The sequence below is a fragment of the Pseudomonas sp. BN515 genome (genome assembly GCF_029873155.1).
Taxonomy (GTDB): domain Bacteria; phylum Pseudomonadota; class Gammaproteobacteria; order Pseudomonadales; family Pseudomonadaceae; genus Metapseudomonas.
This window is the reverse complement of record NZ_SSOH01000057.1, coordinates 24,380-49,812: the sequence shown is the minus strand read 5'-3', so window position 1 is coordinate 49,812 and position 25,433 is coordinate 24,380. Positions and strand designations below refer to the sequence as shown.

At 66.3% G+C, this 25,433-nt stretch carries 28 protein-coding genes and 1 riboswitch; of the genes, 17 read left to right on the top strand and 11 right to left on the bottom strand.

The window, feature by feature from the left end; genetic code table 11:
- Positions 1-261: 261 nt before the first annotated feature.
- Positions 262-915: a 50S ribosomal protein L11 methyltransferase gene (locus E8E91_RS14635; RefSeq protein ID WP_280376349.1), complete on the bottom strand. Its 654-nt coding sequence runs from the start codon at positions 913-915 to the stop codon at positions 262-264.
- A complete protein-coding gene (locus E8E91_RS14630) occupies positions 912-1,337 on the bottom strand; it encodes a YbaY family lipoprotein (protein WP_280376348.1) in 426 nt (141 codons plus the stop codon). Before E8E91_RS14630 ends, E8E91_RS14635 begins: the two co-directional genes overlap by 4 nt.
- 112 nt (positions 1,338-1,449) lie before the next feature.
- On the opposite strand from E8E91_RS14630, the gene nrdR reads away from it, so the two are divergent.
- From nrdR to E8E91_RS14565, 13 genes are all read left to right on the top strand, one after another.
- Positions 1,450-1,914 (top strand): transcriptional regulator NrdR, encoded by a 465-nt coding sequence (gene nrdR / locus E8E91_RS14625; RefSeq protein ID WP_004420528.1) that lies wholly within the window; start codon positions 1,450-1,452, stop codon positions 1,912-1,914.
- The gene (ribD, locus tag E8E91_RS14620; RefSeq protein ID WP_280376347.1) at positions 1,914-3,023 is read left to right on the top strand and encodes a bifunctional diaminohydroxyphosphoribosylaminopyrimidine deaminase/5-amino-6-(5-phosphoribosylamino)uracil reductase RibD; all 1,110 of its coding nucleotides are present in this window, start codon (positions 1,914-1,916) and stop codon (positions 3,021-3,023) included. The genes nrdR and ribD overlap by 1 nt, the downstream gene beginning before the upstream one ends.
- Before the next feature lie 88 nt (positions 3,024-3,111).
- A riboswitch (FMN riboswitch) is annotated at positions 3,112-3,392 on the top strand.
- 219 nt (positions 3,393-3,611) lie between these two features.
- A complete protein-coding gene (locus E8E91_RS14615; protein ID WP_280364692.1) occupies positions 3,612-4,274 on the top strand; it encodes a riboflavin synthase in 663 nt (220 codons plus the stop codon).
- Positions 4,275-4,291: 17 nt separating this feature from the next.
- Entirely contained in the window at positions 4,292-5,386 is a 1,095-nt protein-coding gene (ribBA, locus tag E8E91_RS14610) for a bifunctional 3,4-dihydroxy-2-butanone-4-phosphate synthase/GTP cyclohydrolase II (RefSeq protein WP_280376346.1), read from the top strand.
- A 62-nt stretch (positions 5,387-5,448) separates the two neighbouring features.
- Positions 5,449-5,925: a 6,7-dimethyl-8-ribityllumazine synthase gene (gene ribE / locus E8E91_RS14605; RefSeq protein ID WP_044872640.1), complete on the top strand. Its 477-nt coding sequence runs from the start codon at positions 5,449-5,451 to the stop codon at positions 5,923-5,925.
- The gene (gene nusB / locus E8E91_RS14600) at positions 5,922-6,395 is read left to right on the top strand and encodes a transcription antitermination factor NusB (RefSeq protein WP_151131620.1); all 474 of its coding nucleotides are present in this window, start codon (positions 5,922-5,924) and stop codon (positions 6,393-6,395) included. The genes ribE and nusB overlap by 4 nt, the downstream gene beginning before the upstream one ends.
- A gap of 14 nt (positions 6,396-6,409) precedes the next feature.
- Positions 6,410-7,378, top strand: a complete 969-nt coding sequence (gene thiL / locus E8E91_RS14595) for a thiamine-phosphate kinase (protein ID WP_280376345.1) — start codon at positions 6,410-6,412, stop codon at positions 7,376-7,378.
- The gene (locus tag E8E91_RS14590) at positions 7,371-7,871 is read left to right on the top strand and encodes a phosphatidylglycerophosphatase A (protein ID WP_280376344.1); all 501 of its coding nucleotides are present in this window, start codon (positions 7,371-7,373) and stop codon (positions 7,869-7,871) included. Before thiL ends, E8E91_RS14590 begins: the two co-directional genes overlap by 8 nt.
- A 46-nt stretch (positions 7,872-7,917) precedes the next feature.
- Positions 7,918-8,673, top strand: coding sequence for a transporter substrate-binding domain-containing protein (locus E8E91_RS14585; RefSeq protein WP_280376343.1), 756 nt, complete (start codon positions 7,918-7,920; stop codon positions 8,671-8,673).
- The gene (locus E8E91_RS14580) at positions 8,660-9,331 is read left to right on the top strand and encodes a TIGR02281 family clan AA aspartic protease (RefSeq protein WP_280376342.1); all 672 of its coding nucleotides are present in this window, start codon (positions 8,660-8,662) and stop codon (positions 9,329-9,331) included. Before E8E91_RS14585 ends, E8E91_RS14580 begins: the two co-directional genes overlap by 14 nt.
- A 108-nt stretch (positions 9,332-9,439) precedes the next feature.
- Positions 9,440-10,054 carry a GTP cyclohydrolase II gene (ribA, locus tag E8E91_RS14575; protein ID WP_190826580.1) on the top strand — a complete coding sequence of 205 codons (615 nt, stop codon included), beginning with the start codon at positions 9,440-9,442 and terminating at the stop codon, positions 10,052-10,054.
- Positions 10,051-10,470, top strand: coding sequence for an MFS transporter (locus E8E91_RS14570; protein WP_190826582.1), 420 nt, complete (start codon positions 10,051-10,053; stop codon positions 10,468-10,470). The genes ribA and E8E91_RS14570 overlap by 4 nt, the downstream gene beginning before the upstream one ends.
- Positions 10,470-11,267 carry a cobalamin-binding protein gene (locus tag E8E91_RS14565; RefSeq protein ID WP_280376341.1) on the top strand — a complete coding sequence of 266 codons (798 nt, stop codon included), beginning with the start codon at positions 10,470-10,472 and terminating at the stop codon, positions 11,265-11,267. The genes E8E91_RS14570 and E8E91_RS14565 overlap by 1 nt, the downstream gene beginning before the upstream one ends.
- 140 nt (positions 11,268-11,407) lie before the next feature.
- On the opposite strand, the gene dxs is transcribed toward E8E91_RS14565, so the two are convergent.
- From dxs to E8E91_RS14550, 3 genes are all read right to left on the bottom strand, one after another.
- Complete coding sequence (gene dxs / locus E8E91_RS14560) at positions 11,408-13,303, bottom strand: 1-deoxy-D-xylulose-5-phosphate synthase (protein ID WP_280376340.1); 1,896 nt, start codon at positions 13,301-13,303, stop codon at positions 11,408-11,410.
- Positions 13,304-13,406: 103 nt separating this feature from the next.
- Positions 13,407-14,360 (bottom strand): alpha/beta hydrolase, encoded by a 954-nt coding sequence (locus tag E8E91_RS14555; RefSeq protein WP_280376339.1) that lies wholly within the window; start codon positions 14,358-14,360, stop codon positions 13,407-13,409.
- 15 nt (positions 14,361-14,375) lie between these two features.
- Positions 14,376-17,645 (bottom strand): carboxyl transferase domain-containing protein, encoded by a 3,270-nt coding sequence (locus E8E91_RS14550; RefSeq protein WP_280376338.1) that lies wholly within the window; start codon positions 17,643-17,645, stop codon positions 14,376-14,378.
- Positions 17,646-17,841: 196 nt separating this feature from the next.
- Between E8E91_RS14550 and E8E91_RS14545 the strand changes: the two genes are divergently transcribed.
- On the top strand, positions 17,842-18,741 hold the full coding sequence (locus tag E8E91_RS14545) for a phosphatase PAP2 family protein (protein WP_280376337.1): 900 nt from the start codon (positions 17,842-17,844) through the stop codon (positions 18,739-18,741).
- 30 nt (positions 18,742-18,771) lie between these two features.
- Here the strand turns inward: E8E91_RS14545 and ispA are convergent, their stop codons facing one another.
- The 6 genes from ispA to E8E91_RS14515 form a co-directional block, all read right to left on the bottom strand.
- The gene (gene ispA / locus E8E91_RS14540) at positions 18,772-19,659 is read right to left on the bottom strand and encodes a (2E,6E)-farnesyl diphosphate synthase (protein ID WP_280376336.1); all 888 of its coding nucleotides are present in this window, start codon (positions 19,657-19,659) and stop codon (positions 18,772-18,774) included.
- Positions 19,656-19,898 carry an exodeoxyribonuclease VII small subunit gene (locus E8E91_RS14535; RefSeq protein WP_190826621.1) on the bottom strand — a complete coding sequence of 81 codons (243 nt, stop codon included), beginning with the start codon at positions 19,896-19,898 and terminating at the stop codon, positions 19,656-19,658. Before E8E91_RS14535 ends, ispA begins: the two co-directional genes overlap by 4 nt.
- Before the next feature lie 209 nt (positions 19,899-20,107).
- Positions 20,108-20,866 (bottom strand): sulfite exporter TauE/SafE family protein, encoded by a 759-nt coding sequence (locus E8E91_RS14530; protein WP_271470087.1) that lies wholly within the window; start codon positions 20,864-20,866, stop codon positions 20,108-20,110.
- 380 nt (positions 20,867-21,246) lie between these two features.
- Positions 21,247-21,681: a 3-isopropylmalate dehydratase gene (locus tag E8E91_RS14525; RefSeq protein WP_271470086.1), complete on the bottom strand. Its 435-nt coding sequence runs from the start codon at positions 21,679-21,681 to the stop codon at positions 21,247-21,249.
- An 89-nt stretch (positions 21,682-21,770) separates the two neighbouring features.
- The gene (locus tag E8E91_RS14520) at positions 21,771-23,474 is read right to left on the bottom strand and encodes a sigma-54-dependent Fis family transcriptional regulator (protein WP_280376335.1); all 1,704 of its coding nucleotides are present in this window, start codon (positions 23,472-23,474) and stop codon (positions 21,771-21,773) included.
- 50 nt (positions 23,475-23,524) lie between these two features.
- The gene (locus E8E91_RS14515) at positions 23,525-23,860 is read right to left on the bottom strand and encodes a hypothetical protein (protein ID WP_280376334.1); all 336 of its coding nucleotides are present in this window, start codon (positions 23,858-23,860) and stop codon (positions 23,525-23,527) included.
- Here E8E91_RS14515 and E8E91_RS14510 point away from each other — a divergent pair.
- From E8E91_RS14510 to E8E91_RS14500, 3 genes are read left to right on the top strand one after another with little or no spacing between them, the layout of a single operon-like run.
- Positions 23,859-24,116 (top strand): phenol hydroxylase subunit, encoded by a 258-nt coding sequence (locus tag E8E91_RS14510; RefSeq protein ID WP_190826629.1) that lies wholly within the window; start codon positions 23,859-23,861, stop codon positions 24,114-24,116. The genes E8E91_RS14515 and E8E91_RS14510 overlap by 2 nt on opposite strands.
- 54 nt (positions 24,117-24,170) lie before the next feature.
- Positions 24,171-25,166, top strand: a complete 996-nt coding sequence (locus tag E8E91_RS14505; protein WP_280376333.1) for an aromatic/alkene monooxygenase hydroxylase subunit beta — start codon at positions 24,171-24,173, stop codon at positions 25,164-25,166.
- Complete coding sequence (locus E8E91_RS14500) at positions 25,163-25,432, top strand: MmoB/DmpM family protein (protein ID WP_151131651.1); 270 nt, start codon at positions 25,163-25,165, stop codon at positions 25,430-25,432. Before E8E91_RS14505 ends, E8E91_RS14500 begins: the two co-directional genes overlap by 4 nt.
- Position 25,433 lies beyond the last annotated feature (1 nt).

Sequence of the window (25,433 nt, the reverse complement as noted above, 5' to 3'; positions counted from 1 at the left end):
CATACGGCTGGCAACCGGGAAACACGAGAACCCGCGCGAGCGCTGGGTTTGCCCGCCACTCGGTCTGCTCTACCTGTAGGGGCGAATTCATTCGCCAAGCGCCACGTAGGGGCGCCCCGACTCCGAGCCGTACCGGGACGATTCCTTACCTGAATTGGCTATGTCTGCCAAAAGTCAGGAGCCTTGTAGGAGCTAGCTTGCTAGCGAAAAAGGGCCATTCGCTGGCAAGCCAGCTCCTACGGGCAATGCATTGGCCCAGGCTCACCGAATCGCGTGATACAGGCTCACATTGCGGAATTCCGCAGGCTCCGCAAGGTCCGGCCAGGTGCAGGCATCCAGCACGGCGAGGCGGGTGTAGAGCGGGTGCTGGAAGTCACGGACCCGCGAGTCGGCCACCAGGGCCTGGCGACCTCGGGTGAGGAAGTGGTCGAGCAGCGGCAGGTTGGCGCGGTCGTAGAGCACGTCGGCGACGATGATCAGGTCGAAGCGATCCTCTTCCTGAAAGAAGTCCGCCGAGTAGCTCAGCACCACGCCGTTCAGTTCGGCGTTGGCACGACAGGCTTCCAGGGCCAGCGGGTCGAGGTCGCACGCCACCACTTCAGCGGCGCCGGCCTTGGCTGCGGCAATGGCGGCGACACCCGATCCGGCACCGAAATCCAGCACACGCTTGCCGGCGACCCACTCGGGCTTCTCGGCCAGCCAGCGCGCCAGGGCCAGGCCGCTGGCCCAGCAGAAGCACCAGTAGGGCGGCTCTTCGAGGATGCGCCGGGTCTCTTCCGGGCTGAACGCACGGTCCATGTTGTCGGCGTCGATCAGCCAGAGCTTGAGGTCGGTTCCGGGCAGGGTTTCCGCGCTGAGGCTGGCGTCGCCGAGCAACTGAGTCAGCGCCTGCTGCAGCATCTTCGGGGCGGTCATGGCGCGGGGACCATCTGCAGCGGGCCGAGGGTCTGGCTTTCCGGCTGGAGAATGAGGCGGGGTTGCAGCTTGAGGATCAGGCGTCCGGAGAGGCTGGCGCGACCACGCAGTTCCACTCGCTCGCCACGGGGGAAGGATTCCGGGTTGAACAGCAGGCGGAAGGGCAGCGGACCGCCATTGCCGTTCAGTACGAGATTGCCCAGCAAACGCTGTGGACGGTCGCGGGAATCGATCGACATCAGCGCCAGTTCGACTTCACTGCCGGACGGTGGCGTCTGTAGCACGCCGATGAGCTCGCGCATATGGGCCGGCGTCGCTTCCACCCTGGGTTTCTGCGTCGGCGCGGGCAGTTCCGGGGCGGGCTCTTCGCTGGCGCAGGCCGCGAGCAGGGCGGCCAGGAGCAGGGGGAGGAGTGGGCGCATCTGGGCTTCCTGATACTGGTGCGCGGGCCTTATAGCGCAAAGCCGCCGGCTTGTCTTGCCCGGGGGATGCGCTACCATGGACCACCTTTTCCGCCGATGCCTCTTCGAACCCATGCACTGTCCCTTCTGCGGCGCCCACGACACCAAGGTCATTGATTCGCGGCTGGTTGCCGAGGGCGACCAGGTGCGCCGTCGCCGCGAGTGCCTGGCCTGCGAAGAACGCTTCACCACCTTCGAGACCGCCGAACTGGTGATGCCCCGGCTGATCAAGCAGGACGGCAGCCGCCAGCCCTTCGACGAAGAGAAGCTGCGTGCCGGCATGCAACGCGCGTTGGAGAAACGCCCGGTGAGCATCGAGCGCCTGGAAGCGGCCATCGCCCATATCAAGCACAAGCTGCGCGCCACCGGCGAACGCGAAGTGAAGTCGCGGGTGCTGGGCGAGCTGGTGATGGCCGAGCTGCAGAAGCTCGACGAAGTCGCCTATATCCGTTTCGCTTCGGTCTACCGCCGCTTCCAGGACCTCAACGAATTCCGCGAGGAAATCGAGCGCCTGGCCCGCGAGCCGTCGAAAGACTGATGGCCGCCAGCGACCAGGCCTACATGGCTCGCGCCCTCGAGCTGGCGCGCAAGGGCATCTATTCCACCCATCCCAATCCGCGCGTCGGTTGCGTCATCGTTCGCGATGGCCAGGTCGTCGGCGAAGGCTGGCACGTCCGCGCGGGTGAGCCCCACGCCGAAGTCCATGCCCTGCGCCAGGCTGGCGAGCTGGCCCGTGGCGCCACCGCCTACGTCACTCTCGAACCCTGCAGCCATCACGGCCGCACGCCGCCTTGCGCCGATGCGCTGGTGGCCGCCGGGGTAGGGCGCGTGGTGGCTGCCATGCAGGACCCCAATCCCCAGGTCGCCGGCCGTGGTCTGAAACGGCTGGCCGATGCCGGCATCGCCGTCGAAAGCGGCGTGCTGGAGGCTGAGGCACGAGCGCTGAACGCCGGTTTCATCAAGCGCATGGAGCAGGGACTGCCCTTCTTGCGGGTCAAGCTGGCCATGAGCCTTGACGGGCGCACCGCCATGGCGAGTGGCGAAAGCCAGTGGATAACCGGCCCGGCTGCCCGCTCGGCAGTGCAACGCCTGCGCGCCCAAGCCAGCGTGGTGCTGACCGGCGCCGACACCGTGCTCACCGATGCCGCGCGCCTCACCGTCCGCGCCGATGAGCTGGGCCTCGATCCCGAACTCACCGCCCTCGCGGTCAGCCGCCCGCCCTTGCGGGTGCTGGTGGATGGCCGCCTGCGGGTGCCGCTGGCGGCGCCCTTCTTCCAGGCGGGACCGGCATTGGTGGCAACCGCCAGTGATTGCAGCACGGACGCCTACGCGGACCACGAATTATTGGTGCTGCCCGGCGCCGATGGTCGCGTCGACCTGCGCAAGCTGTTGCAGGAACTGGCCAGCCGTGGCGTGAACGAAGTCCTGGTGGAAGCCGGCCCGAGCCTGGCTGGTGCCTTCGCCCAGGCCGGACTGGTGGATGAGTATCAGATCTTCATCGCCGCCAAATTCCTCGGCTCCAGCGCCCGTCCGCTACTGGACTGGCCCCTGGCGCGGATGGCGGAAGCGCAGGAACTGAACATCGTCGAAATGCGCGCTGTGGGCGACGACTGGCGAGTCATCGCGATACCCCGCGCCACTGCCTGATTTACGCACCAGCGGCATGGCCGCAAAGGCCGATGCAAGTTCGCCACGACTGTGATAAAACGCCTGCCAGCCAGTTAGATGCTGGCTGAAACGTTCTCAGGGCGGGGTGCAAGTCCCCACCGGCGGTGATTGCGCAAAATGCGCATAGCCCGCGAGCGCTTGCTGGAAGAACACTTTTCAGGATTGAGCGAGCTAGAGCGAGACAAGGCAGAAACAGCCGAGGAAGCGGAGTTTACGACTGTAAATGAGCATTCCGAGGCGGTTTTTAACGCCGTATCGCCGACGCGCAGCCAATCCATCCAGTGAGGTCAGCAGACTCGGTGCGATCCCGAGGCCGACGGTAATAGTCCGGATGAAGAGAGAACGGGATTGCCTGCCTGGTCCAGGGTGCGTCCGTGCCCGTGTCCGTCAGATCCCTTTCGATCCGATACGCCCTGTTTTTCACGAAACAGGAGTTCCATCGATGTCAAATGCAACAGTCCACATCCTTCCGGCGTCGGCGGCGTGCCCGCGCGCGGGTGAGGGGCGGGCGCCTATAATGCGTCTTTCGCCGGTATCGACCGGTTCGCTGCAAGCTCTGGAGGACCCATGTTCACCGGCATAATCGAAGCCATCGGCACCATCCGCGCGATCACGCCCAAGGGCGGTGACGTCCGTGTCCTGGTGGAAACCGGCAAGCTGGACCTCGCCGACGTCAAGCTGGGCGACAGCATCGCCGTCAACGGCGTCTGCCTCACCGCAGTAGAACTGCCCGGCAACGGCTTCTGGGCCGACGTCAGCCGCGAAACCCTGGCCCGCACTGCCTTCGACGACCTCAAGCCCGGCAGCCCGGTCAACCTGGAAAAGGCCCTGACCCCCACCAGCCGCCTCGGCGGCCACCTGGTCAGCGGCCATGTCGATGGCATCGGCGAGATCGTGATGCGCGAGGACAACGCCCGCGCTGTGCAATTCCGCATCCGCGCGCCGCGTGACCTGGCCAAATACATCGCCTTGAAGGGCTCGATCACCGTCGATGGCACCAGCCTGACGGTGAATTCGGTGAACGGCGCCGAGTTCGAGCTGACCATCGTCCCGCACACCCTGGCCGAGACCATCATGGTCGACTACCGCCCGGGTCGCCGCGTGAACCTCGAGGTCGACCTGCTGGCCCGCTACCTGGAGCGCCTGCTGCTCGGCGACAAGGCGGCCGAGCCCCAGTCCTCCGGCCTGACCGAAAGCTTCCTCGCCGAACACGGCTACCTCAAACACTGAATTCAGAAGGAGGGCCCATGGCTCTCAACAGCATCGAAGAACTGATCGAAGACATCCGCCTAGGCAAGATGGTCATCCTCATGGATGACGAGGATCGCGAGAACGAAGGCGACCTGATCATGGCCTCCGAGTGCGTGCAGGCCGAGCACATCAACTTCATGGCCCGCTTCGCCCGTGGCCTGATCTGCATGCCGATGACCCGCGAGCGCTGCGAACTGCTGAAGCTGCCGCTGATGGCGCCGCGCAATGGCTCCGGCTTCGGCACCAAGTTCACCGTGTCCATCGAGGCCGCCGAAGGTGTGACCACCGGCATCTCCGCCGCCGACCGCGCGCGCACCGTGCAGGTGGCTGCAGCCAAGGGCGCCAAGGCCGACGACATCGTCAGCCCCGGCCACATCTTCCCGCTGATGGCCCAACCGGGCGGCGTGCTGGCCCGTGCCGGCCACACCGAGGCGGCCTGCGACCTGTCGCGCATGGCTGGCTTCGAGCCTTCCGGCGTGATCTGCGAAATCATGAACGACGACGGCACCATGTCCCGTCGCCCCGAGCTGGAGGCCTTCGCCGCCGAGCACGGAATCAAGATCGGCACCATCGCCGACCTCATCCACTACCGCCTGATCCACGAACGCACCGTCGAGCGCATCGCCGAGCAGCCGCTGGACAGCGAACTGGGGCATTTCAACCTGGTGACCTACCGCGATGCCGTGGAAGGCGACGTGCACATGGCCCTGACCCTGGGCAAGATCTGCCCGGAAGAGCCGACCCTGGTGCGCGTTCACAACATGGACCCGCTGCGTGACCTGTTCATGGTCAACCAGGCTGGCCGCTGGAGCCTGCGTGCCGCCATGAAGGAAGTGGCCGCCGCCGGCAGCGGCGTGGTGCTGCTGCTCGGCACCCCGCTCACCGGTCCGCAGCTGCTCGCGCACCTGGAGCGTCAGCTGGGTGCGGAAACCAAGGTCACCAACCCGACGACCTACAGCACCGTTGGTGCCGGATCGCAGATTCTTCGCGACCTCGGAGTGCGCAAGATGCGCCTGATGAGCTCGCCGATGAAGTTCAACGCGATATCCGGTTTCGACCTGGAAGTTGTAGAATACCTGCCCGCTGAATGATCCCGCAGGGCTCCGACCGTCAAGGCCGGGGCCCTCGCTCTTTAATTGACGAGAACTCGCCCATGTCCCTGAAGACCATCGAAGGTACCTTCATCGCCCCCAAAGGCCGCTATGCCCTGGTGGTCGGCCGTTTCAACAGCTTCGTCGTGGAAAGCCTGGTGAGCGGCGCCGTAGACGCCCTGGTTCGCCACGGTGTCAGCGAAAGCGACATCACCATCATCCGCGCGCCCGGCGCCTTTGAAATCCCGCTGGTAGCCCAGAAGGTCGCCCAGCAAGGCGAGTACTCCGCCATCATCGCCCTCGGCGCGGTCATTCGTGGCGGCACCCCGCACTTCGAATACGTTGCCGGCGAGTGCACCAAGGGCCTGGCCCAGGTTTCCATGGAGTTCGGCGTACCGGTCGCCTTCGGCGTGCTGACCGTTGATTCCATCGAGCAAGCCATCGAACGTTCCGGCACCAAGGCCGGCAACAAGGGTGCCGAAGCTGCCCTGTCCGCTCTGGAGATGGTAAGCCTGCTGGCTGCCCTGGAGGCCAAGTGAGCAACGCAGACGGTTCGGCGCCCAAGGCTCCGAAAGGCAAGATCGCAGCTCGTCGCCAGGCTCGTACCCTGGCGATGCAAGCGCTCTACTCCTGGCACATCGCCGGTCAGCCGCTCAACGAAATCGAGGCGCAGTTCCGCGTCGACAACGATTTCGCCAGCGTCGACGGCGCCTACTTCCACGAGATCCTCCACGGCGTACCGCGCCAAAAGACCGAGATCGACGCGGCCTTCCTGCCCTGCCTGGACCGCGCCCTCGAGGAAGTCGACCCGGTAGAGCTGGCGATCCTGCGCCTGTCCACCTACGAGCTGATGAACCGCGTGGACGTGCCGTACCGCGTGGTGATCAACGAAGGCATCGAGTTGGCCAAGGTGTTCGGCGCCACCGACGGACACAAGTTCGTCAACGGCGTGCTGGACAAGCTGGCGCCGCGCCTGCGCGCCGCTGAAGTCCGTGGCGGCAAGCGCTGATCGCAGCCCAGTGAATGGGTGAGTTCGAGCTGATCCGCCGTTTCTTCGCCTCCGCCGCCTGTGCGGCCGGGGGCGAAGGCATTGCCCTTGGCATCGGCGACGACTGCGCCCTGTTGCAAGTGCCCCCCGGCGAGCAACTGGCAATTTCCACCGATACCCTGGTGGCCGGCGTGCACTTCCCGCAAGTGGCCGACCCCTTCCTTCTCGGTCAGCGCGCCCTGGCGGTTTCCGCCAGCGACCTGGCCGCCATGGGCGCCAAGCCCATTGCCTTCACCCTGGCCCTGACCCTGCCCGACGCACGCGCCGACTGGCTCGAAGGCTTCGCCCGTGGCCTCTGCGCCATGGCGCGGGATTGCGGGATCGGCCTGGTGGGCGGCGATACCACCCGTGGCCCGCTGAGCCTGACCCTCACGGTGTTCGGCCGGGTGCCTGCCGGACTGGCGCTGACCCGCGCGGGTGCGCGCCCCGGCGATCTGCTCTGCGTGGGCGGCAGCCTGGGTGACGGTGCCGGCGCGCTGCCGCTGGTGCTGGGCGAAAGGCAGGACAGCGGCGCGGATGCGGAGTACCTGTTGCAGCGCTACTGGGCGCCGCAACCGCAATTGGCCCTGGGCCAGGCGCTGCGCGGCCGGGCCACTGCGGCGCTGGACATCTCCGACGGCCTGCTCGCCGACTGCGGCCACATCGCCAGGGCATCGGGCGTCGCGCTGCTGGTGGAAGCAGAGAAGCTGCCGCTGTCGCCAGCACTCGAACGACTCTTCACCAATGAGTTCGCGCGCAAATGTGCGCTAGCCGGTGGCGACGACTACCGCCTCGCCTTTACCCTGCCCGCCGCAGAGTTGGCCGCCGTTCAGGCGCAGTGGCCGGAAGTGGCCGTGATCGGCCGGGTGGAAGCCGGGCAGGGGGTTCACCTGCTGGATGCCGCCGGTCTCGAACTGCAGCCGCCAGCATTGGGTTATCAACATTTCGGGAGTCAAGGTGACTGATCACGAGTCGGCCACGCCGCAACCCATCCCTCATTCGGTGTGGAGCAACCCCTGGCATTTCATCGCCTTCGGATTTGGTTCGGGCACGCTGCCCAAGGCTCCGGGCACCTGGGGCTCTCTCGTAGCGCTGCCGTTCATTCCGCTCTGGCAGATGCTGCCGGACTGGGGCTACTGGCTGATGCTGGGGCTGACCATGCTGTTCGGCTTCTGGCTGTGCGGCAAGGTGGCCGACGATCTGCGCGTGCATGACCACGAAGGCATCGTCTGGGATGAAATGGTCGGCATGTGGATCACCCTCTGGCTGGTGCCCGAGGGCTGGCATTGGCTGCTGATCGGCTTCCTGGTGTTCCGCGTGATGGACATCCTCAAGCCCTGGCCGATCCGCTGGATCGACCGCCATGTCCACGGTGGCGTGGGCATCATGCTCGATGACGTCCTGGCCGGTGTCTTCGCCTGGCTGGTAATGCAGCTCATCGTCTGGGGTCTGGCCTAATCTTGGTTGGACCCGCAACGGCGAAGGGCTGGTGGAGGGATGCGTGATGCGGAGCTGGTTACTGAAGTTCCTGATCGGCTGCCTGCTGCTGCCGGCAGCCTGGGCGGCGCCGTTCCCGGATAATGAAATCCATCTCGCCAGCGACGTCTGGCCCGGGCACACCGAAGCCGATGGCACCGGACTCGGGTGGGACATCCTGCGGCGGGTCTACGAGCCCGAAGACATCCAGCTGAAGATCCACATCGTGCCCTATACCCGCTCCATCGGCCTGGTGCAGCGAGGTGAGGCCGACGCCTGGGTCGGCTCCTACCGCAACGAAGTCGACGGCGCCTACTATCCGAGATGGCATTACGATGCCGACCAGGTCAGCGCGCTTTCGCTGACCTCCACGCCCGTTCCCACCCTGGCCACCCTCGGCCAGTACCGCCTGGCCTGGATTCGCGGTTACGACTATCAGGACCACCTGCCGAACCTGAAGCACTTCACGGAAATCCAGCGGCGTAGCGGTGTCCTCTCGATGCTCGAACTGGGCCATGTGGATTTCTACATCGATGCCCGTACCGAGGTGGAAGATGTGCTGGGCACCGCCACCGACCGCAGCCGCTATCGCATCACCCCGCTGGTGCGCCTGCCGCTCTACCTGGGCTTCGCCGATACGCCGCGCGGTCGCCGCCTGGCGGACATCTTCGACCGCCGCATGACGGACCTGGTGGCCAACGGTGAGTTGCGGCCGCTGTTCAAACGCTGGAAGCAGCCGTATGCCTTCGACAAGGAACTGGAGAAACCCGATGTCACGCCCTGACCTGCGTATCGCCGCCTGCCTGCTGGCGCTGGCTCCGCTGTTCGCTGCTGCCACCCAGGTGCAGGTGGTCGGCCTGTTCCCAGGTGCCGCAGTGATCAACGTCGACGGCCAGCGCAAGCTGGTGAAAGTCGGGCAGACCGGCCCCGGTGGCGTCCAGGTGATCAGCGCCGACAGCAAGGGCGCGGTGCTTCGGGTCGACGGTGTCGAACGCAGCTACGGCCTCAGCCGTGAGTACAACCCGGCCGGCAGCACGGACAGCCCCGGCACCCCGGCGTCACCGCAGAAGGCCCAGCTGAGCATCGCTCGGGGCAATAACGGGCACTACCAGGTCGCGGGTTCCATCGAGGGCCACCCGGTGCAGTTCCTGGTGGATACCGGGGCTACCAGCGTCGCCATGAACGAGGGCCAGGCCCGCCGCCTGGGCATCGACTACCGGGTGAAGGGGCTGCCGATGAAGGCCAGTACCGCCAGTGGAACGGTCAACGCCTGGCGGGTGAAATTCGACCGCATCAAGGTCGGCAGCCTCGAAGTGCTGGGCGTGGAAGGCGCGGTAATCGAAGGCGAGGCGCCGGTGGAGGTGCTGCTGGGCATGAGCTTCCTCAACCGCGTGCGCTGGCGCGAGGAGCAGGGCGTGCTGATGCTGGAGTCCAAGTTCTGAGGCCGCGTGCTTCGAGCCATTCGATACTTATCCCCAACTATTCAATCTGACGTGCCGGTTAGCGCTGCTGCTACAATGCCGGCCTTGCCAATTTCCAGGAGTTACACGGTGTCTGTCGTTTTCGTCGCCGCCTCCCAGCTGCCCACCCCGTTCGGCGTGTTCACCATGCACGGCTTTCTTGATGAGGCCAGCGGCAAGGAACACGTTGCCCTGACCTTGGGCGATGTGGCCAGTGGCGAACCCGTCCTGGGTCGCCTGCATTCCGAGTGCCTCACCGGCGACGCCCTGTTCAGCCTGCGCTGCGACTGCGGATTCCAGCTGGAAGCGGCGCTGCGTGCCATCGCCGAAGCCGGTAGCGGTGTGCTGCTGTACCTGCGCCAGGAAGGCCGTGGCATTGGTCTTCTGAACAAGATCCGTGCCTACGAGCTGCAAGACGCCGGTGCCGACACCGTGGAAGCCAACGAGCGTCTGGGCTTCGGTGCTGACCAGCGTGACTACGCCATGTGCCAGCCGATGCTGGAGCACCTGGGCATCTGCGCGGTCAAGCTGATGACCAACAACCCGCGAAAGGTGAAGGCACTGGAAAGCTACGGTCTCAAGGTCGCCGAGCGCGTACCGCTGCAGACCGGCCTGAACAAGCACAACCGCAAGTACCTGGCCACCAAGGCCGGCAAGCTCGGGCACATGCTCGGTAACCTGCATCAGGCGGAATCCGAATCGTGACCCGCAAGGAAGTCCGTCGCCGGTTGGCCATGACCTGGTGGCGCCAGGTGGGCTTTACGCTGGTGCCGCTGTTCATCATGGGTTACCTGTTCGGCGACGGGGAACCGGTGCTGCCGGTATTGCAGATGCCGATCTTCATTGCCGCCCTGGTTTCGCTGTTCCTCAGCCTGCCGATGTTTTCCGCCTACAAGCGCGCCCTCGTGGCCACCGAGGCCTCCCTCGGTCGTGCCGAGGAGCCCGGTGCCTGGCAGGAACTGACCCGCCGTCGCAACAAGGGCTTCCTCGCCGCCGGCCTGCCAGCCTGGATCGCCGCCCTGGCGGTGCTGGTTGGACTCAACACCGTGGCGCTGTTCCTCCTGGCCATGAGCAGCCTGGTACTGCTCTACCTTTACCGAATCCCCCGCCAGCTCGGCTGATGCGCCGGCTGCTCGCCTTCCTGCTGCTGTGCCTGGCGCTGCCCGCCACGGCGCAGCTGCGAGTCGTCAGCCTGGCACCCTCCCTGACTGAAATCATGCTCGACCTCGGCGCCGGTGACCTGCTGGTGGGCGTGCTCGACGGCGGCGATCGCCCTGCAGCCCTGGCCGACCTGCCTTCGGTGGGGCGCTACGGCCAGCTGCAACCGGAAAGCCTGCTCGCCCTCAAGCCCGATCTGGTGCTGCTCTGGCCCGACAGCGTGGGTTCGGCCGGACGCGAGCAATTGAAGAAATTCCCGGTTCCCCAACTGGTGGTGGAGCCGCGGAGCCTGGAGCAACTGGCAGATGCCTTCGCCGAGATCGGTGAGCGGGTCGGCCGCGCCGAACAGGGCCGCCAGATGGCCGAGCGCTTTGAGTCGGGGCTGGCGGAACTGCGCCAACGCCACCATCGCGACGTGCCGTTGAAGGTCTTCTACCAGGTCTGGGACAAGCCGCTCTACACGCTTGGCGGCAAGCAGATCGTCAGTGATGCATTGAAGGTCTGCGGGGCGGAAAACGTCTTCGCCGACCTCTCCCTGCCGGCGCCGCAAGTCGGGATCGAGGCAGTGTTGCAGCGTGACCCGGCAGTGATCCTGGTGAGCGAGCCGGACCAGGCCAGGGCGTGGGCGTCCTGGCCGCAACTGGCGGCAGTGAAGAACAAGCAGGTCTGGCCCGTGCCGGACCGAGGGCTGGAGCGCCCGAGTTTCCAGATGCTGGCGGCGACTGGAAAGCTCTGTCGGTTGCTGGACACTGCAAGGTAGGGTGCGCCATGCGCACCGACAGAGGCTTGGTGCGCGCGGCACACCCTACAGACGAAATCCGAGGCCAGTCACTGATTTCGGGTGATTGTGGGAGCGAATTCATTCGCGAATGAATTCGCTCCCACAGCTTCTGGCGAAGGTCAGAGGCCGAGCAGGGCCATCCGTTTGCGCACCGAGGCTTCGATACCCGCCGCATCCAGCCCGCACTCGGCGAGCATTTCCGCCGGCTTGGCGTGCTCGACGTAGTAGTCCGGCAGGCCCAGGTGCAGCACGGGTTTGATCAGGTTGTCGCGGGCGAGGAATTCGCTGACGGCGGCACCGGCGCCACCCATCACACTGTTTTCCTCGATGGTCACCAGCAGCTCGTGGCTGCCGGCCAGCTCGCGCACCAGCGCTTCGTCCAGGGGTTTGACGAAGCGCATGTCGACCACGGTGGCATCCAGGCCTTCGGCAACCTGCAGTGCCTCGGCCAATTGCACGCCGAACACCAGCAAGGCGACTTTGGAGCCCTGGCGGCGAACCACGCCCTTGCCGATTTCCACCGGCTTCAATTCACGCTCGATGGGGGCGTTGGGGCCGCTGCCGCGCGGGTAACGCACCGCCGCCGGACCTTCGAAGTGGTGGCCGGTGGTCAGCAGCAGGCGCAGCTCGTTTTCGTCGCTCGGTGTCATCACCAGCATGCCGGGGATACAGCGCAGGTAGGAGAGGTCGAAGCTGCCCGCGTGGGTCGGACCGTCCTCGCCCACGAGGCCAGCGCGGTCGATGGCGAACAGCACATCGAGGTTCTGCACCGCCACATCGTGGATCAGCTGGTCATAGCCGCGCTGGAGGAAGGTGGAATAAATGGCCACCACCGGCTTGGCGCCGTCGCAGGCCATGCCGGCCGCCAGGGTCACTGCGTGCTGCTCGGCGATGGCGACGTCGAAATAGCGGTCCGGGAAGCGCTCGCTGAAGGCCACCAGGTCCGAGCCTTCCTTCATCGCCGGGGTGATGCCCACCAGGCGCGGGTCCTGCCCGGCCATGTCGCACAGCCATTGGCCGAACACGTTGGAGTATTTCGGGCCGGACGGTTTCTTCGGGGCGGCCGGAGCGTTGATCGGCTCCAGCTTGGTGATGGCGTGATAGCCGATGGGGTCGACTTCGGCCGGAGCGAAGCCCTTGCCCTTCTTGGTCACCACATGGAGGAACTGCGGGCCCTTGAGGTCGCGCATGTTGCGCAGGGTGGCCACCAGGGTGGGCAGGTCATGGCCGTCGATGGGGCCGATGTAGTTCCAGCCCAGTTCCTCGAACAGGGTGCCGGGAACCAGCATGCCCTTGGCGTATTCCTCGGTGCGGCGGGCGATTTCCCAGGCGCCGGGCAGGCGCGAGAGCACCTTCTTGCTGCCTTCGCGCATGCTCGCGTAGGTGCGGCTGGAGAGGATCTTCGCCAGGTAGTTGGACAGGCCGCCGACGTTGCGCGAAATCGACATGTCGTTGTCGTTGAGGATCACCAGCATGTCGGCCTGTACGTCCGAGGCGTGGTTGAGCGCCTCGAAGGCCATGCCGGCGGTCAGTGCGCCGTCGCCGATCACGGCGATCGACTTGCGATTGGAACCCTGCATGCGGGCGGCGATGGCCATCCCCAGGGCGGCGCTGATGGAGGTGCTGGAGTGACCGACGCCAAAGGTGTCGTACTCACTCTCCACGCGGCGCGGGAAGGCGGCGACGCCGTCCTTCTGGCGCAGGCTGCCCATCTGCTCACGGCGACCGGTGAGGATCTTGTGCGGATAGGCCTGGTGGCCCACGTCCCAGACCAGCCGGTCGTCGGGCGTGTCATAGACGTAGTGCAGGGCGATGGTCAGTTCCACCACGCCCAGGCCGGCGCCGAAGTGGCCGCCGGTCTTGCCGACGGTATAGAGCAAGTACTGGCGCAGTTCGTCGGCCAGGGTTTCCAGCTCAGCCTCACCAAGCCGGCGCAGCGCATCCGGCGTCGCCGCGCGGTCGAGCAGGGGCGTGACGGGGCGTTCGCGGGGAATCTCGTGGAACGTCGTGGGCATCAGGCTAATCGTTATGGGCAAAAAAAGATGGGCAAGTTTACCTGATGCGCCCCTCAGTGCCCAAACACGCTGTCAGTCGGTTCGTAGCAGCCTGTGTGATCGGTTACGCCGGGTAATGGCGAGCCAGGAAATCCAGCAGGTGCGCGTTCACCTGGTCGGGCCGTTCGTTCTGCAGCCAGTGGCCGCAATCGGGCAGGCGATGCTGCTCCAGTTGGGGCACAAGATCGGCCATGCGCTTGAGCGTGTAGGCCTCCAGCCGCGCCACCGGATCATGGTCGCCGACCATGAACAGCGTGGGTTGGCGGATCTGCTGGCCTGCCAGATGCTCGGTCTGCTGCCAGTTCAGGGTGAAATTGCGGTACCAGTTCAGCGCCCCGCGAAAGCCGCGATCGGCAAAGGTGCGTTGGTAGACGGCGAACTCGTCGGCATCGCACCAGTTGGGCAGGGCCGGCGACTCGCTCAGGCCGTCCAGCATTCGCGCATCGGCCGGTTTCTCGCGCAGCACGGCGTCGCCCAGGTCACTCAGCAGAAGGCGCAGGCTGCGGTCCAGGTCGGCATCCAGCTCCGCTTCGGCCACCCCGGGTTCCTGGAAGTAGAGGATGTAGTTGAAGCGCCCCGCATTCACTTCGCGCATGATCTCGATGGCCGGACGCTTGGGGCGGCCGCCGAAGGGGACCGACATGGCGCCCACCGCCCGGATGCGTTCTGGCTCCAGCAGGGCCAGGTGCCAGGCCACCGGCGCGCCCCAGTCGTGGCCGACCACGCAGGCCTCGGTCTGACCGAGGCTGTCCATCGCCGCCTGGATGTCAGCGCACAGCGTCAGCAGGGCGTAGTCCTCAATCGCCTCCGGGGCGCTGCTTTCCCCGTAGCCGCGCATCTCCGGCATCAGCACACGATAGCCTGCCGCCGCCAGCGGTTCTGCCTGCAGGCGCCAGGAGTACCAGCATTCCGGGAACCCGTGCAGCAGCCAGACCGGGCGTCCATCGGCCGGTCCGGCGGTGTAGAGACTCAGGGTGATGCCATTGACCGGCAGCAGGTGGTGTTCGAAAGCGGGCATGGCGACCTCCACGGTTTACCAGGTATCGACGAATGGGCGCTTCCTGCCGGTGCGCGGAGCTGGCCGCGGCGCGGCGTTCAGCCCGCGCAGCAGCCAGGCACGGGTTTCCTGCGGGTCGATCACGGCATCGATCTCCAGGTAGCTGGCCATGTTGATCGCCTTACCGTTCTGGTAGGCCTTGGCAACCATCTTGTCGAACAGCTTCTGGCGCTCGGCCGGGTCCTCCACCGCAGCCAGCTCCTTGGCGTAACCCAGGCGCACCGCGCCCTCCAGGCCCATGGCGCCAAACTCTCCGCTGGGCCAGGCGATGGTGAACAGTGGCGAATGGAAGCTCCCCGCCGCCATGGCCTGGGCGCCCAACCCGTAGCCCTTGCGCAGGACCACGGTGAAGAAGGGCACAGAGAGACCGGCAGCGGCGACGAACATGCGCGAAACGTGGCGCACCGTGGCCTGCTTCTCCGATTCCGGTCCCACCATGAAGCCGGGGGTGTCGCAGAGCGAAAGCATGGGGATGTCGAAGGCGTCGCACAGCTGCATGAAACGCGCGGCCTTGTCGCCGGCCTGGGCGTCGATGGCGCCGCCCAGGTGCATGGGGTTGTTGGCGATCAGGCCGAAAGCTCTGCCTTCGATGCGGATGAACGCAGTGATCAGGCCCGGTGCGAACTGTCGGCGCAGTTCCAGTACCGAGTCCTGGTCGGCCAGGGTCTCGATCAGCGTGCGGATGTCATAGACCCGCAGGCGGTTATCGGGGATGGCGTGGCGCAGTAGGCGCTGGTCGGCGCACTGCCAGTCCGCCAGGTCGCCCTGGAAGTAGGACAGGTACTGCTGCGCCACGCGCACGGCCTCGGCTTCGTCTTCCACCAGCACGTCGATCACCCCGTTGGGGCCCTGGACGCTGGTGGGGCCGACTTCCTCCGGCGCGAAGCTACCGAGGCCACCGCCTTCGATCATCGCCGGGCCGGCCATGCCGATACTGGCGTTGCGGGTCGCGATGATCACGTCGCAGCAGCCGAGCAGCGCGGCGTTGCCAGCGAAGCAGCGGCCGGACACCACGCCCACCAGTGGCACCAGGCCGGACAGTCGCGCCATGCCGACGAAGGTGTGGCAGTCCAGCCCCGCCACCCCGACGAAGTCCGAATCCCCCGGCCGGCCGCCGCCACCTTCGGCGAACAGCACCAAAGGCAACCGCCATTGCTCGGCGAGGCCGAGCATGCGGTCGGTCTTCTTGTGGTTCATCACCCCCTGGGTGCCGGCGAACACCGTGTAGTCGTAGGCGATGGTCATGCAGCGCGCGGCCTCGTTGCCGAAGCGGCTGGCGTTCACCGTGCCGATGCCGGCCACCAGCCCATCCGCCGGGCTCTGCTCGATCAGTTCTTCCAGCGAACGGCGCCGGCGCTGGGCGGCCAGGGCCAGGGCGCCGTACTCGATGAAACTGCCTTTATCCAGCAGGTCGTCGAGGTTCTCGCGAGTGGTGCGCTGGCCGGTCTTGCGGCGCCTGGCCACGGCCTGCGGACGGCGCTCGTCATGGGTGATGGCATGGCGCTCCAGCACTTCGGCAAGATCGGCGCGGATATGCGCGAGGTCGAGGTTTTCCTCGCTTTGCACCGCATCGCCAGCGACCTCCGCCGGTTCCAGGAACAGCAGCGGCGCGCCTTCGAACAGGCTGCTGCCCGGCACCACGGCGAGGGAGCGGACGATGCCGCCCTGGGTCGCCTTGACCACGAACTCCATCTTCATCGCTTCCAGCACCGCCACCGGCTGGCCGGCGGCAACCGCGTCGCCCTCCTGCACGTCGAGGCTCACCAGCACCCCCTGACTGGGCGCGTTCAGCGGTACGCAACCGGCGGGCGCTTCCACCAGCCCGGTTCCGGCGACCGTGGCAGCGCCCGTGCTGCTGACGAACAGGTGCGGGTGGGCGGTCTGCTGCGGGGCCAGCAGTTGACCGATTTCCCGTTCGATGAAGCGGGTATCCACGCCCCCGGCCAGTTCCGGGCGGCGCAGCAGGTTTTGCAGGAAGTGGATGTTGCTCGCCACCCCTTCCAGGCGGAATTCGCAGAGGGCGCGGTAGGCACGGCGCAGGGCGGCCGGCAGGTCATCGCCCTGGACGATCAGCTTGGCCAGCAGCGAGTCGTAGCTGGGGCTGGTGGCGTACCCGGCGTAGCCATAGCCATCGACACGGATACCGGGGCCGCTGGGTGGTTCATAGGCGCTGATCAACCCGCCGGCCGGTCGCGCACTGCCGTCGGCCTGCATGCTTTCCAGGTTGATGCGCAGTTGCACGGCGAAGCCGCGCGGAGCGACGGGCTCCAGCAAACCCAGCTCGGCCAGGCTGAAACCCTCGGCCAGGCGCAATTGCGTCTGCACCAGGTCGATGCCGGTGACCGCCTCGGTGATGCAGTGTTCGACCTGGATGCGCGGATTGGCCTCCATGAACACGAAGTCACCACGGTGGGTATCCACCAGAAACTCGAACGTGCCGATACCGCGATAACCCACGGCGCCGGCCAGGGTCAGCGCGGCGTCGAGGATGCGCTGGCGCAGGCTGGCATCCAGATCGGGCGCCGGGGCGATCTCGATCACCTTCTGATGACGACGTTGCAGGCTGCAGTCGCGTTCCCAGAGGTGAGTGACCCGTTCACCGTCGCCCAGCACCTGGACCTCGATATGCCGGGCGTTCTCGATCAGCCGCTCCACGTACAGGTCGCCATTGCCAAAAGCCGCGCGAGCCTCGGACTGGCAGCGCTCGAAGGCCTGCTCCAGTTCGCCGGCTTCGCGCACCGCGCGCATGCCGCGTCCACCGCCACCCGCCAGCGCCTTGAGCATGATCGGGCCGCTTTCCAGCAGCGCGTTGGCTTCTTCCAGGGAGGTGGCGCGATTGCTTCCGGCGGCCAGCGGCAGGCCGCAACGCGCGGCCAGTTCGCGGGCGCGGGCCTTGTCGCCGAACAGCTCCAGCGCTTCGGCCGAAGGACCGATGAAGCGGATGCCGGCGGCTTCGCACTGGCGGGCGAAATCGGCGTTCTCGCTGAGGAAGCCGTAGCCGGGGTGCAGCGCATCGCAACCGTGCTGGCGCGCCAGCTTCACCAACTGTTCGGCATCCAGGTAGGCCGCCGCGCCACGGCCCTTCAGCGGTACCGCGAGGTCGGCCTTGCGCAGGTGCAGGGACTGGTCGTCGTCCTCGGCGTAGACGGCGACGCTGCGAATGCCGAGTTCGGCGGCGGCTCGGGCGATGCGGATGGCAATCTCGCCACGGTTGGCGATCAGCAGGGACTGGATGGCGGTGGTCACGGCGAAGGTCCTTGGCGTGCAATCCAGTGATCTTAGGCAGCCCGGGCCAATCGCCGCAGCCAACTGTGCCGTGACGAATACCCACCTCTCATGGCGGCTGATGATCAGGTGATATGGATTGTCCGAATCGGCCCTTGTGGCGGTCCCGCGCCGTGCAGTATCTGTGGCGCCTTTATTTCCTCCACAAGGACCGTCCATGAACGAACTGCTGCACAGCCTGGACTGGGTGCTGCCCCTGCGTAGCGAGGCGCTGACGCCTGTGATGCGCTTCTTCACCCTGCTGGGTTACGAGAAGTTCATCCTGTTCTTCCTGCCGCTGGGCTACTGGGCCTGGCACCGTGGCGTGTTCCTGCGCCTGCTGGTGCTGGTGGCCGTGACCGCCTTGATCAACGCCTGGCTCAAGGACTACTGGCAGGACCCGCGCCCGGACATCGCCCTGCGCATGGACCATGAGGTGGGCGACAGCTTCGGCCTGCCCAGCGGCCACGCGCAGATAGCCGTGGTCATCTGGTTATGGCTGGCCTTCGAGCTGCGCCGCGCCTGGGCCTGGGCGGTCAGTGGCGTGGTGGTGACGGGGATCATCTTCAGCCGCCTCTACCTCGGCGCCCATGATGTGGAAGACGTGCTGGGCGGTTCCCTGCTGGGTATCGCCACCTTGCTGGTGTTCGCCCAGGTGCGCCAATGGAGCTGGTGGCGCGAGGCCCATGGCCTCTGGCACCTGGCGTTGATCCTGCTGGTGTTCCTCGCCGCCTGGCTGACCTGGCCGGGTGTCGCACCCAGCTATGTGCCGCTGCTGGCGGGGCTGATAATCGGCGTGCTGTGCGGCTATCGCCAGATGGAGTTCTCCGCCGAAGTGGCGACCTGGCGGCGCCTGCTCGCCGCCGTCATCGGTGCGGTGAGCTTCATCCTGCTGCAGAAGGCGCTCAAGCTCGCTGGCACGGCCTGGCCGCTCGACCCGCAGCTGTGGCAAGGGCTGCGTGGATTGGTGATGGGCCTGTTCGTGGCCGCGGCCATGCCCTGGGCTCTGGTGCGCCTGGGCCTCTTGAAGTCGGTCGACAAGCCAAAGGTCGAAGCACTGGCCGGATCGGCCGCCTGAAGACCGTGAGGTAACTGTCGGACGGCGAGCTTAGCTGCGCCGTTCGACGATATAGCGTGCCAGCGCGCGCAACGGCTCGGCGGCATCGCCCAGGTTGGCGGTGGCGCGCAGGGCCTGGTCGCGCAGTTCCAGTGCATAGGCCTTGGCATTGTCGAGGCCGAGCAGGGAAGGGTAGGTGGGCTTGTCGTGGGCCTGGTCCTTGCCCTGGGTCTTGCCCAGGGTGGCGGTATCGCTCTCCACGTCGAGGATGTCGTCCTGCACCTGGAAGGCCAGGCCGATGGCGCGGGCGTAAATGCGCAGCGCCGCCAGGGAGGCCGGGTCGGCCTGGCCGCTGGCCAGGGCGCCGAGACGCACGCTGGCTTCGATCAGCGCGCCGGTCTTGTGCCGGTGCATGGCTTCCAGGGCCCCCTGGTCGAGTTTCAATCCAACCGAACCGAGGTCGATGGCCTGGCCGCCAACCATACCGGCGGGGCCGGCGGCGTGGCTGAGGCTGGCGATCATCGCCAGGCGGGTTTCGGCGTCCTGCGGGTTGCGCATGGGATCGGCCAGCACCTCGAAGGCCAGCGCCTGCAGGCCGTCGCCGGCGAGGATGGCGGTCGCTTCATCGAAGGCGATATGGGTGGTGGGCTGGCCACGGCGCAGGTCGTCGTCGTCCATGGCCGGCAGGTCGTCGTGGACCAGGGAATAGGCGTGGATCAGCTCCACTGCGCAGGCCGCGCCATCGGCACGGGCCGCATCACCGCCGAGTGCTTCGCAGGCGGCGTAGACCAGCAGGGGGCGTACGCGCTTGCCACCGTTCACGACGCTGTAGCGCATGGCCTGGTAGAGACGTTCCAGCGGGGCGAGCGGGGGGATGAAAAGCTCGGCGAGGGCGGCGTCCACGCGTTCCTGGCAGCGCGCCTGGTAGCTGGCGATCATGCTTGCTCGTCCGCGTCGAAGGGCGCTTCTTCCAGTTGGCCGTCGCGCTCCAGCAGGATCTGCACCTTCTGCTCCGCCTGGGTCAGCGAGGCCTGGCACTCGCGGGTCAGGCGAATACCCTGCTCGAAGGCGCTGAGGGAGTCCTCCAGCGACAGTTCGCCGCTTTCCAGACGCTCCACAAGGGCCTGCAGGTCGGCGAGGGACTGTTCGAAATCGGGGGTGGCTTTCTTGCGGGCCATGATGCTGTCTCGCGGCGGTCGAATCGGGCGCGACACTAGCAGAGCCGCACCTTGCGGGCAAATGAAGGGGGCGGATGGTTGTCGGGGAATGGAGATGCGTCTGTAGGGGTGAATTCATTCGCCAAGCAGGCCGAAGGGCTGCCAATGGGCCGTTGGGGAACGCTGCGCGTTCCTTGGCGAATTAATTCGCCCCTACAAGGGAGTCCGGGTCAGGTGATGGCGAAGTAATACGCCGTCATCCCCGTTCCTACCGCAATCACCAGCCAGCGCAGCCACCGGGTCGGCAGTTTCCGCGCCAGCGCACCGCCGCAGTAGCCGCCGCAACTGGCCGCGCCCAGCAGTACCGCCAGCTCGCTCCAGCTCACCCGGCCCGCCGCCACGAAGGTCACCACCGCCACGCTGTAGATGGTGCTGGACAGCAGATTCTTCAGCGCGTTGGCGCGCAGCAGCGGATGGCCTTCGATGGAGAACGCCGCCAGTTGCAGGATGCCCATGCCGGCACCGAAGTAGCCTCCGTAGAGGGCGACCAGGGTGTGGCTCAGGCTGCTACCGATGCCATGGGGCGGCAGGTCTCCGGCCTGAAGTCGGCGGTTGATCAGCCTGCTCAGCCAGGGGCTGGCGGCGAACAGCAGGGTGGCGGCCAGCAACAGCCAGGGAATCAGCCTCCGAAAGGTTTCGTCGCCGCCAGCGAGCAACAGCAGGCCGCCACCCAGGCCGCCCAGCAGGGACAGCAGCACCAGCGGCACCACGTAACGCCCCAGCGGACGCAGCTGTTCCCGCGCGGCCCAACTGGCGGCCAGGCTGGCGGGCCAGAGGGCCACGGCATTGGTGGCGTTGGCGGTCACCGGCGGCAGGCCGGCCGCGAGCAGGGCGGGGAACGAGAAGAAGGTGCCGCCGCCAGCGAGGGCATTCATGCCCCCGGCGGCGAAGCCGGCGATCAGCAGCAGGAAGAAATCGTGAAGGCTCATGTTCGGATGCGCAAAAGCCGGCAGGTTACCGCTGGAGGTGAACGGTGGCAAAGAAGGGCCGAACGGTCGTGGGCCTGATGGCCCTCCGACCAGTGAGCCGAATCGCTGATGAGTGGAAATACGCGAAATCGCGGCAGCAGTATTCTGTGAACAACTCGTATGGGGCGGGGGCCGTAGCGCAAGGAAGCCCACTCCACAAGCCTTCCCGAGCAGTAGCAGTGGAAGGCGACAAGGCAAAGTTCCACGCATTAGCGTCAGACCGGAATCGGGTTCAGCAGTCCCGCTTCCGGTCTTTTTCATTTGTGGGTGGGGAACTACCCGCCGGGGCCTGTCGGGTAGGGTGCGCCGCGCGCACCAACGGTGGACCGATGAGCAATGCCCTACTTGCCCTGGGGTTCGTCCGCCAGCAAGGCAAAGCCTTCGCGATTGTCGCTGACGATGCGGAAGCGCTCGCTCTGGCCCGGCTCGATATGCGCGGCCTTTTCACGACGGAGGCTGCCCTTGGAGCAGAGGGTGTCGTCGGTTTCGTCGATGCCGATGCCGACGATGCGGTCGCCCGGTGGAACCTGGAAGCTGGCGACTTCGCCTATGCCGATGCGCGCCGCCAACTGGCGGTCCACATGCACGGCGATGTAGCAGCCGCTACCCAGCCCGCCCATGTCGCGGTTCACCACGATCTGTCCACCACCCTCTACCGGTTCCTGGAACGCCAACAGACGGTCGGCGGGGACCTGGGTGATCTGGCCCGGTTCCGTGCGGTAGGACGAACAACCGGCGAGCAGGAGCAGAGAAACGGCGGCACAGATCAGACGCATGGAGCCCTCCTTGGGCGGAAAAGCGGAAGTGCTGGTGGAACTCTAGTGGATGCCCCGGGCTTTGCCATGGGAAAGCCCGGGTGGATGCGTCAGCGATGGTCCGCCGCATCCTCCGTTGGCAACTTCTTCAGCCGGTAGGCCAGGGCGGGGCGGGTCATGCCCAGCAGCCGCGCAGCTTCGGACACGTTGTTCTGTGCGCGCTTCATCGCGCCCTGCATCAGCGCTTCTTCCACCGAATCCAGGCTGACGCCGCTGTCGATCAGGCGTTCCACCCAGTCCGGCTCGACGCTCGGCACCGCTTCCACCAGCGCGCCGCTGCTGGAAAGACCGATGCTCTGGGCCTCGTGGGACAAGTGCGGGAAGAGCGCGTCAGCGCTGATGCTCTGGTTGGCATCGGTGATGATCACCCCGCGTTCGACGAGGTTTTCCAGCTCGCGGATGTTCCCCGGCCAGTCGTAGCGCATGCAGGCTTCCAGCGCCCGGTCGGAGAGGCCCAGGGTGTGCTTGCCGTAGGCGGTGTGCAGGCGCGCGAGGAAGTGATCCACCAGCAGCGGAATGTCTTCCTTGCGTTCGCGCAGGGAGGGAATGAACACCGGGTAGACGTTCAGCCGGTAGTAGAGGTCGGCGCGGAAACGGCCGTCCTTCACCGCCTTGGCCAGGTCCTCGTGGGTGGCCGCGATCACCCGGACGTCCACCTTGCGGGTCTGCGAGTCGCCCACCCGTTCCAGTTCTTCCTCCTGCAGCACCCGCAACAGGCTGGCCTGGGCGCGTGGCGTGAGCTCCACCACTTCGTCGAGGAACAAGGTGCCGCCGTTGGCGCGCTCGAAACGGCCCATGCGTGACTGCTGGGCGCCGGTGTAGGCACCGCGCTCGACACCGAACAGCTCGGCTTCGATCAGGTCCGGCGGAATGGCCGCGCAGTTCAGCGCGACGAAGGGGCCGCCGGCGCGTTCGCTGCGCAGGTGCAGGCTGCGCGCCATGACTTCCTTGCCGACGCCGGTTTCCCCCAGCAGCAGGACCGAAGCCTTGCCCGGCGCGGCCTTGTCGATCAGGGTGCAGGCCTTGCGGTAGAGCGGCGCCTTGCCGATGCCGTAGTACTGGCCGGCGTCCTGTTCCAGGCGCTGGCGCATGGTCGCGACCTGAAGCTGCAGGGCCTGGAGTTCTTCGATGATGGGGTCGCTCTGGAAATAGCGCATGAACTCTTCGGCGTCCTCCCATTCCTCCACCGGCTTGCCGATGATGCGGCAGCGCGAGTCCCCACAGCCGCGGCAGCTGACCTCCTTGTAGAGCACCTGGCGACCGAGGAAAAACGACGAGTAGCTGATGGCGTAGCCGAGCAGGGTCCAGCACACCGGTTGGTCGGACTGGAGGCCTTCGGCCCGGCAGTTTTCCACCTCGTAGGAGTTCTGCCATTCGAGGTCGGCGTAGAACTGGCCGTTCTCGATGTCGATGTTCATCTCCAGCGGATTGACCTTGACCATGCCCTTGAGGGAATGGAGCTGCGGGCCGGTGAGGAACATCTCCACCGCATCGGCATCGGGGCGCAGTTTGCGCGCCAGCTCGGCGTCCTTCAGGCCGGACTGGTAGCCCAGACGCAGGAACAGGCCCTTGGCGCGTTCCTCGCCGAGCATCTCCACCAGCTCGCGGCGGAACGAGCCCATGGCGGCGGACTGGAGCAGCAGCATGCGCTGCTCGTCGAGCCAGATCTTGCCCTCGTTGCCGAGGAAGCGGACCCGGTCGGTCAGGTCCTTCAGGGTCGGGCTGTGCTCCGACGCCTTGTAATCAACTTTCATCGTGCTGCACCCCAGATTGTTCTTGTGCGGGGAGGCCGGCGAACCACCGCTCAGGCGGGCGGTTTGGACGGTTCGACCGGGCGGCCGGTGGACGCAAGGAAGGGCCGCGTTCTTTTTTCTAAGCGGCCTGAAAGCCACTCAAAAGTCAATCGGCTGTGTGGCAGGGGAGGGCCGATTGGCGATTTGCTCAAAGCGCCCTGGGGCAATTGAGCAAATGGTGAAGGGCCGCCGTCTGGGCTGGCCTGTTCGGGTTGTGCCATTCGCGCGTTGATGAACGTAAAAATCAATATAAAACAAAGAGTTGAGTTGTTTTTGGTGGTGCTTTCAAGGCCCTGGCACAGCCGTTGCTCTGACACAGACAACCCGCCCATGGAGTTGCCTTGCATGAGCCAGCCAGTGACCCGCTTCGATCAACTGCCGCGCTACGTCCGGGTGCGCAGCGAGCCCGACGCCACCTTCGTCGAGTTCGACTTCGCCATCGGCTATCCCGACCTCTTCGTCGAACTCGTCCTGCCGCGGGCGGCCTTCGCCAGCTTCTGCGAACAGAACCGGGTTCAACACATGGACGCGCAGATGGCCGATGCCATCGACGCCGACATGGAGAAGTGGCGCTACGGCGAGAGCCGTGGCCAGGCCGACTGACCGCCCCGCAACGACGCGTCGGTTCCTCACAACAACAAGTACAGGACGCCCTGCATGAGTATCGAGATCAAGACGGCGACGGCCGAGCCGATCCGCCAGACCTTCAGCCACATCCGCCGGCGTTTCGGCGACAAGCCTGCCAGCCGTTACCAGGAGGCCAGCTTCGACATCGAGGCCGCCACCAACTTCCACTACCGCCCGCTGTGGCAGCCCGACAAGCTGCTCAACGACGCCACCCGCACCGCCGTGCGCATGGCCGACTGGTACGCCGTCAGCGACCCGCGCCAGTTCTACTACGGCGCCTACGTGCAGACCCGCGCCCGGATGCAGGAGAACGCCGAGCACGATTACGCCTTCTGCGAGAAGCGCAACTTGTTGGCCAGCCTCGATGCCAGCAGCCGTGAGCAGATCGCCCGCCTGCTGCTGCCCCTGCGTCACGCCGAACTCGGCGCCAACATGAACAACAGCGGCATCGCCGCCGATGGCTTCGGTACCAGCCTGACCCAGCTGCACATGTTCCAGGCCATGGACCGTCTCGGCATTGCCCAGTACCTGTCGCGCATCGGCCTGATGCTCGACGACGGCGGCACCGACCTGCTCGCCGAGGCCAAGCGCCAGTGGCTGGACGACCCGGCCTGGCAGGGCCTGCGTCGCTACGTGGAAGACACGCTGGTGGTGCGTGACTGGTTCGAGCTGACCCTGGCGCAGAACCTGGTCAGCGACGGCCTGCTCTTCCCGCTCATCTTCCACAAGTTCGACGACCAGCTCTGCGCACAAGGCGCCGGCCAGGTGGGGATGCTCACCGAGTTCATGCGCCTGTGGTTCGCCGAGACCCAACGCTGGGTCGATGCCCTGGTGAAGACCGTGGTGGCCGAAAGCTTTGATAACCGCGCGCTGGTGGAAGGCTGGGTCGGCCAGTGGCAGGCCCGCGCCCTGGAAGCCCTGGCCCCCCTTGCCGCCATCGGCCCGGGTGCAGCAGCCCTCGACACCGTGGCCGGCGAGTTTGCCGCCCGCCTGAAGAAACTCGGCCTTGCAGGAGCCGCGCAATGACCTCCCTCGTCTACATCGCCTTCCAGGACAACGACAACGCCCGCTACATCGTCGACGCCATCGTCCAGGACAACCCCCACGCCGAGATCCAGCACCAGCCGGCCATGATCCGCGTCCAGGCCGAAGGCCGCCTGGAGATCAACCGCACCACGGTGGAGGAAAAGCTCGGTCGCGAGTGGGACGTGCAGGAAATGCTCATCGACGTCATCACCCTCGGCGGCAACGTCGAGGAAGACGAAGACCGCTTCGCCCTGCACTGGAACTGAC

Bases quoted from the DNA above. Each gene is read 5' to 3' on its own strand.
- ribD (WP_280376347.1), top strand. From the start codon at position 1,914: ATGGCCGCCAGCGACCAGGCCTACATGGCTCGCGCCCTCGAGCTGGCG.
- E8E91_RS14580 (WP_280376342.1), top strand. From the start codon at position 8,660: ATGTCACGCCCTGACCTGCGTATCGCCGCCTGCCTGCTGGCGCTGGCT.
- E8E91_RS14545 (WP_280376337.1), top strand. From the start codon at position 17,842: ATGAACGAACTGCTGCACAGCCTGGACTGGGTGCTGCCCCTGCGTAGC.
- ispA (WP_280376336.1), bottom strand. From the start codon at position 19,659: ATGATCGCCAGCTACCAGGCGCGCTGCCAGGAACGCGTGGACGCCGCC.
- E8E91_RS14565 (WP_280376341.1), top strand. From the start codon at position 10,470: ATGCGCCGGCTGCTCGCCTTCCTGCTGCTGTGCCTGGCGCTGCCCGCC.
- ribE (WP_044872640.1), top strand. From the start codon at position 5,449: ATGTCCCTGAAGACCATCGAAGGTACCTTCATCGCCCCCAAAGGCCGC.
- E8E91_RS14630 (WP_280376348.1), bottom strand. From the start codon at position 1,337: ATGCGCCCACTCCTCCCCCTGCTCCTGGCCGCCCTGCTCGCGGCCTGC.
- dxs (WP_280376340.1), bottom strand. From the start codon at position 13,303: ATGCCCACGACGTTCCACGAGATTCCCCGCGAACGCCCCGTCACGCCC.
- E8E91_RS14500 (WP_151131651.1), top strand. From the start codon at position 25,163: ATGACCTCCCTCGTCTACATCGCCTTCCAGGACAACGACAACGCCCGC.
- E8E91_RS14635 (WP_280376349.1), bottom strand. From the start codon at position 915: ATGACCGCCCCGAAGATGCTGCAGCAGGCGCTGACTCAGTTGCTCGGC.
- E8E91_RS14515 (WP_280376334.1), bottom strand. From the start codon at position 23,860: ATGCAAGGCAACTCCATGGGCGGGTTGTCTGTGTCAGAGCAACGGCTG.
- E8E91_RS14510 (WP_190826629.1), top strand. From the start codon at position 23,859: ATGAGCCAGCCAGTGACCCGCTTCGATCAACTGCCGCGCTACGTCCGG.
- E8E91_RS14615 (WP_280364692.1), top strand. From the start codon at position 3,612: ATGTTCACCGGCATAATCGAAGCCATCGGCACCATCCGCGCGATCACG.
- E8E91_RS14505 (WP_280376333.1), top strand. From the start codon at position 24,171: ATGAGTATCGAGATCAAGACGGCGACGGCCGAGCCGATCCGCCAGACC.
- nrdR (WP_004420528.1), top strand. From the start codon at position 1,450: ATGCACTGTCCCTTCTGCGGCGCCCACGACACCAAGGTCATTGATTCG.
- E8E91_RS14585 (WP_280376343.1), top strand. From the start codon at position 7,918: ATGCGGAGCTGGTTACTGAAGTTCCTGATCGGCTGCCTGCTGCTGCCG.
- E8E91_RS14530 (WP_271470087.1), bottom strand. From the start codon at position 20,866: ATGAGCCTTCACGATTTCTTCCTGCTGCTGATCGCCGGCTTCGCCGCC.
- E8E91_RS14525 (WP_271470086.1), bottom strand. From the start codon at position 21,681: ATGCGTCTGATCTGTGCCGCCGTTTCTCTGCTCCTGCTCGCCGGTTGT.
- thiL (WP_280376345.1), top strand. From the start codon at position 6,410: ATGGGTGAGTTCGAGCTGATCCGCCGTTTCTTCGCCTCCGCCGCCTGT.
- E8E91_RS14520 (WP_280376335.1), bottom strand. From the start codon at position 23,474: ATGAAAGTTGATTACAAGGCGTCGGAGCACAGCCCGACCCTGAAGGAC.
- E8E91_RS14535 (WP_190826621.1), bottom strand. From the start codon at position 19,898: ATGGCCCGCAAGAAAGCCACCCCCGATTTCGAACAGTCCCTCGCCGAC.
- ribBA (WP_280376346.1), top strand. From the start codon at position 4,292: ATGGCTCTCAACAGCATCGAAGAACTGATCGAAGACATCCGCCTAGGC.
- E8E91_RS14555 (WP_280376339.1), bottom strand. From the start codon at position 14,360: ATGCCCGCTTTCGAACACCACCTGCTGCCGGTCAATGGCATCACCCTG.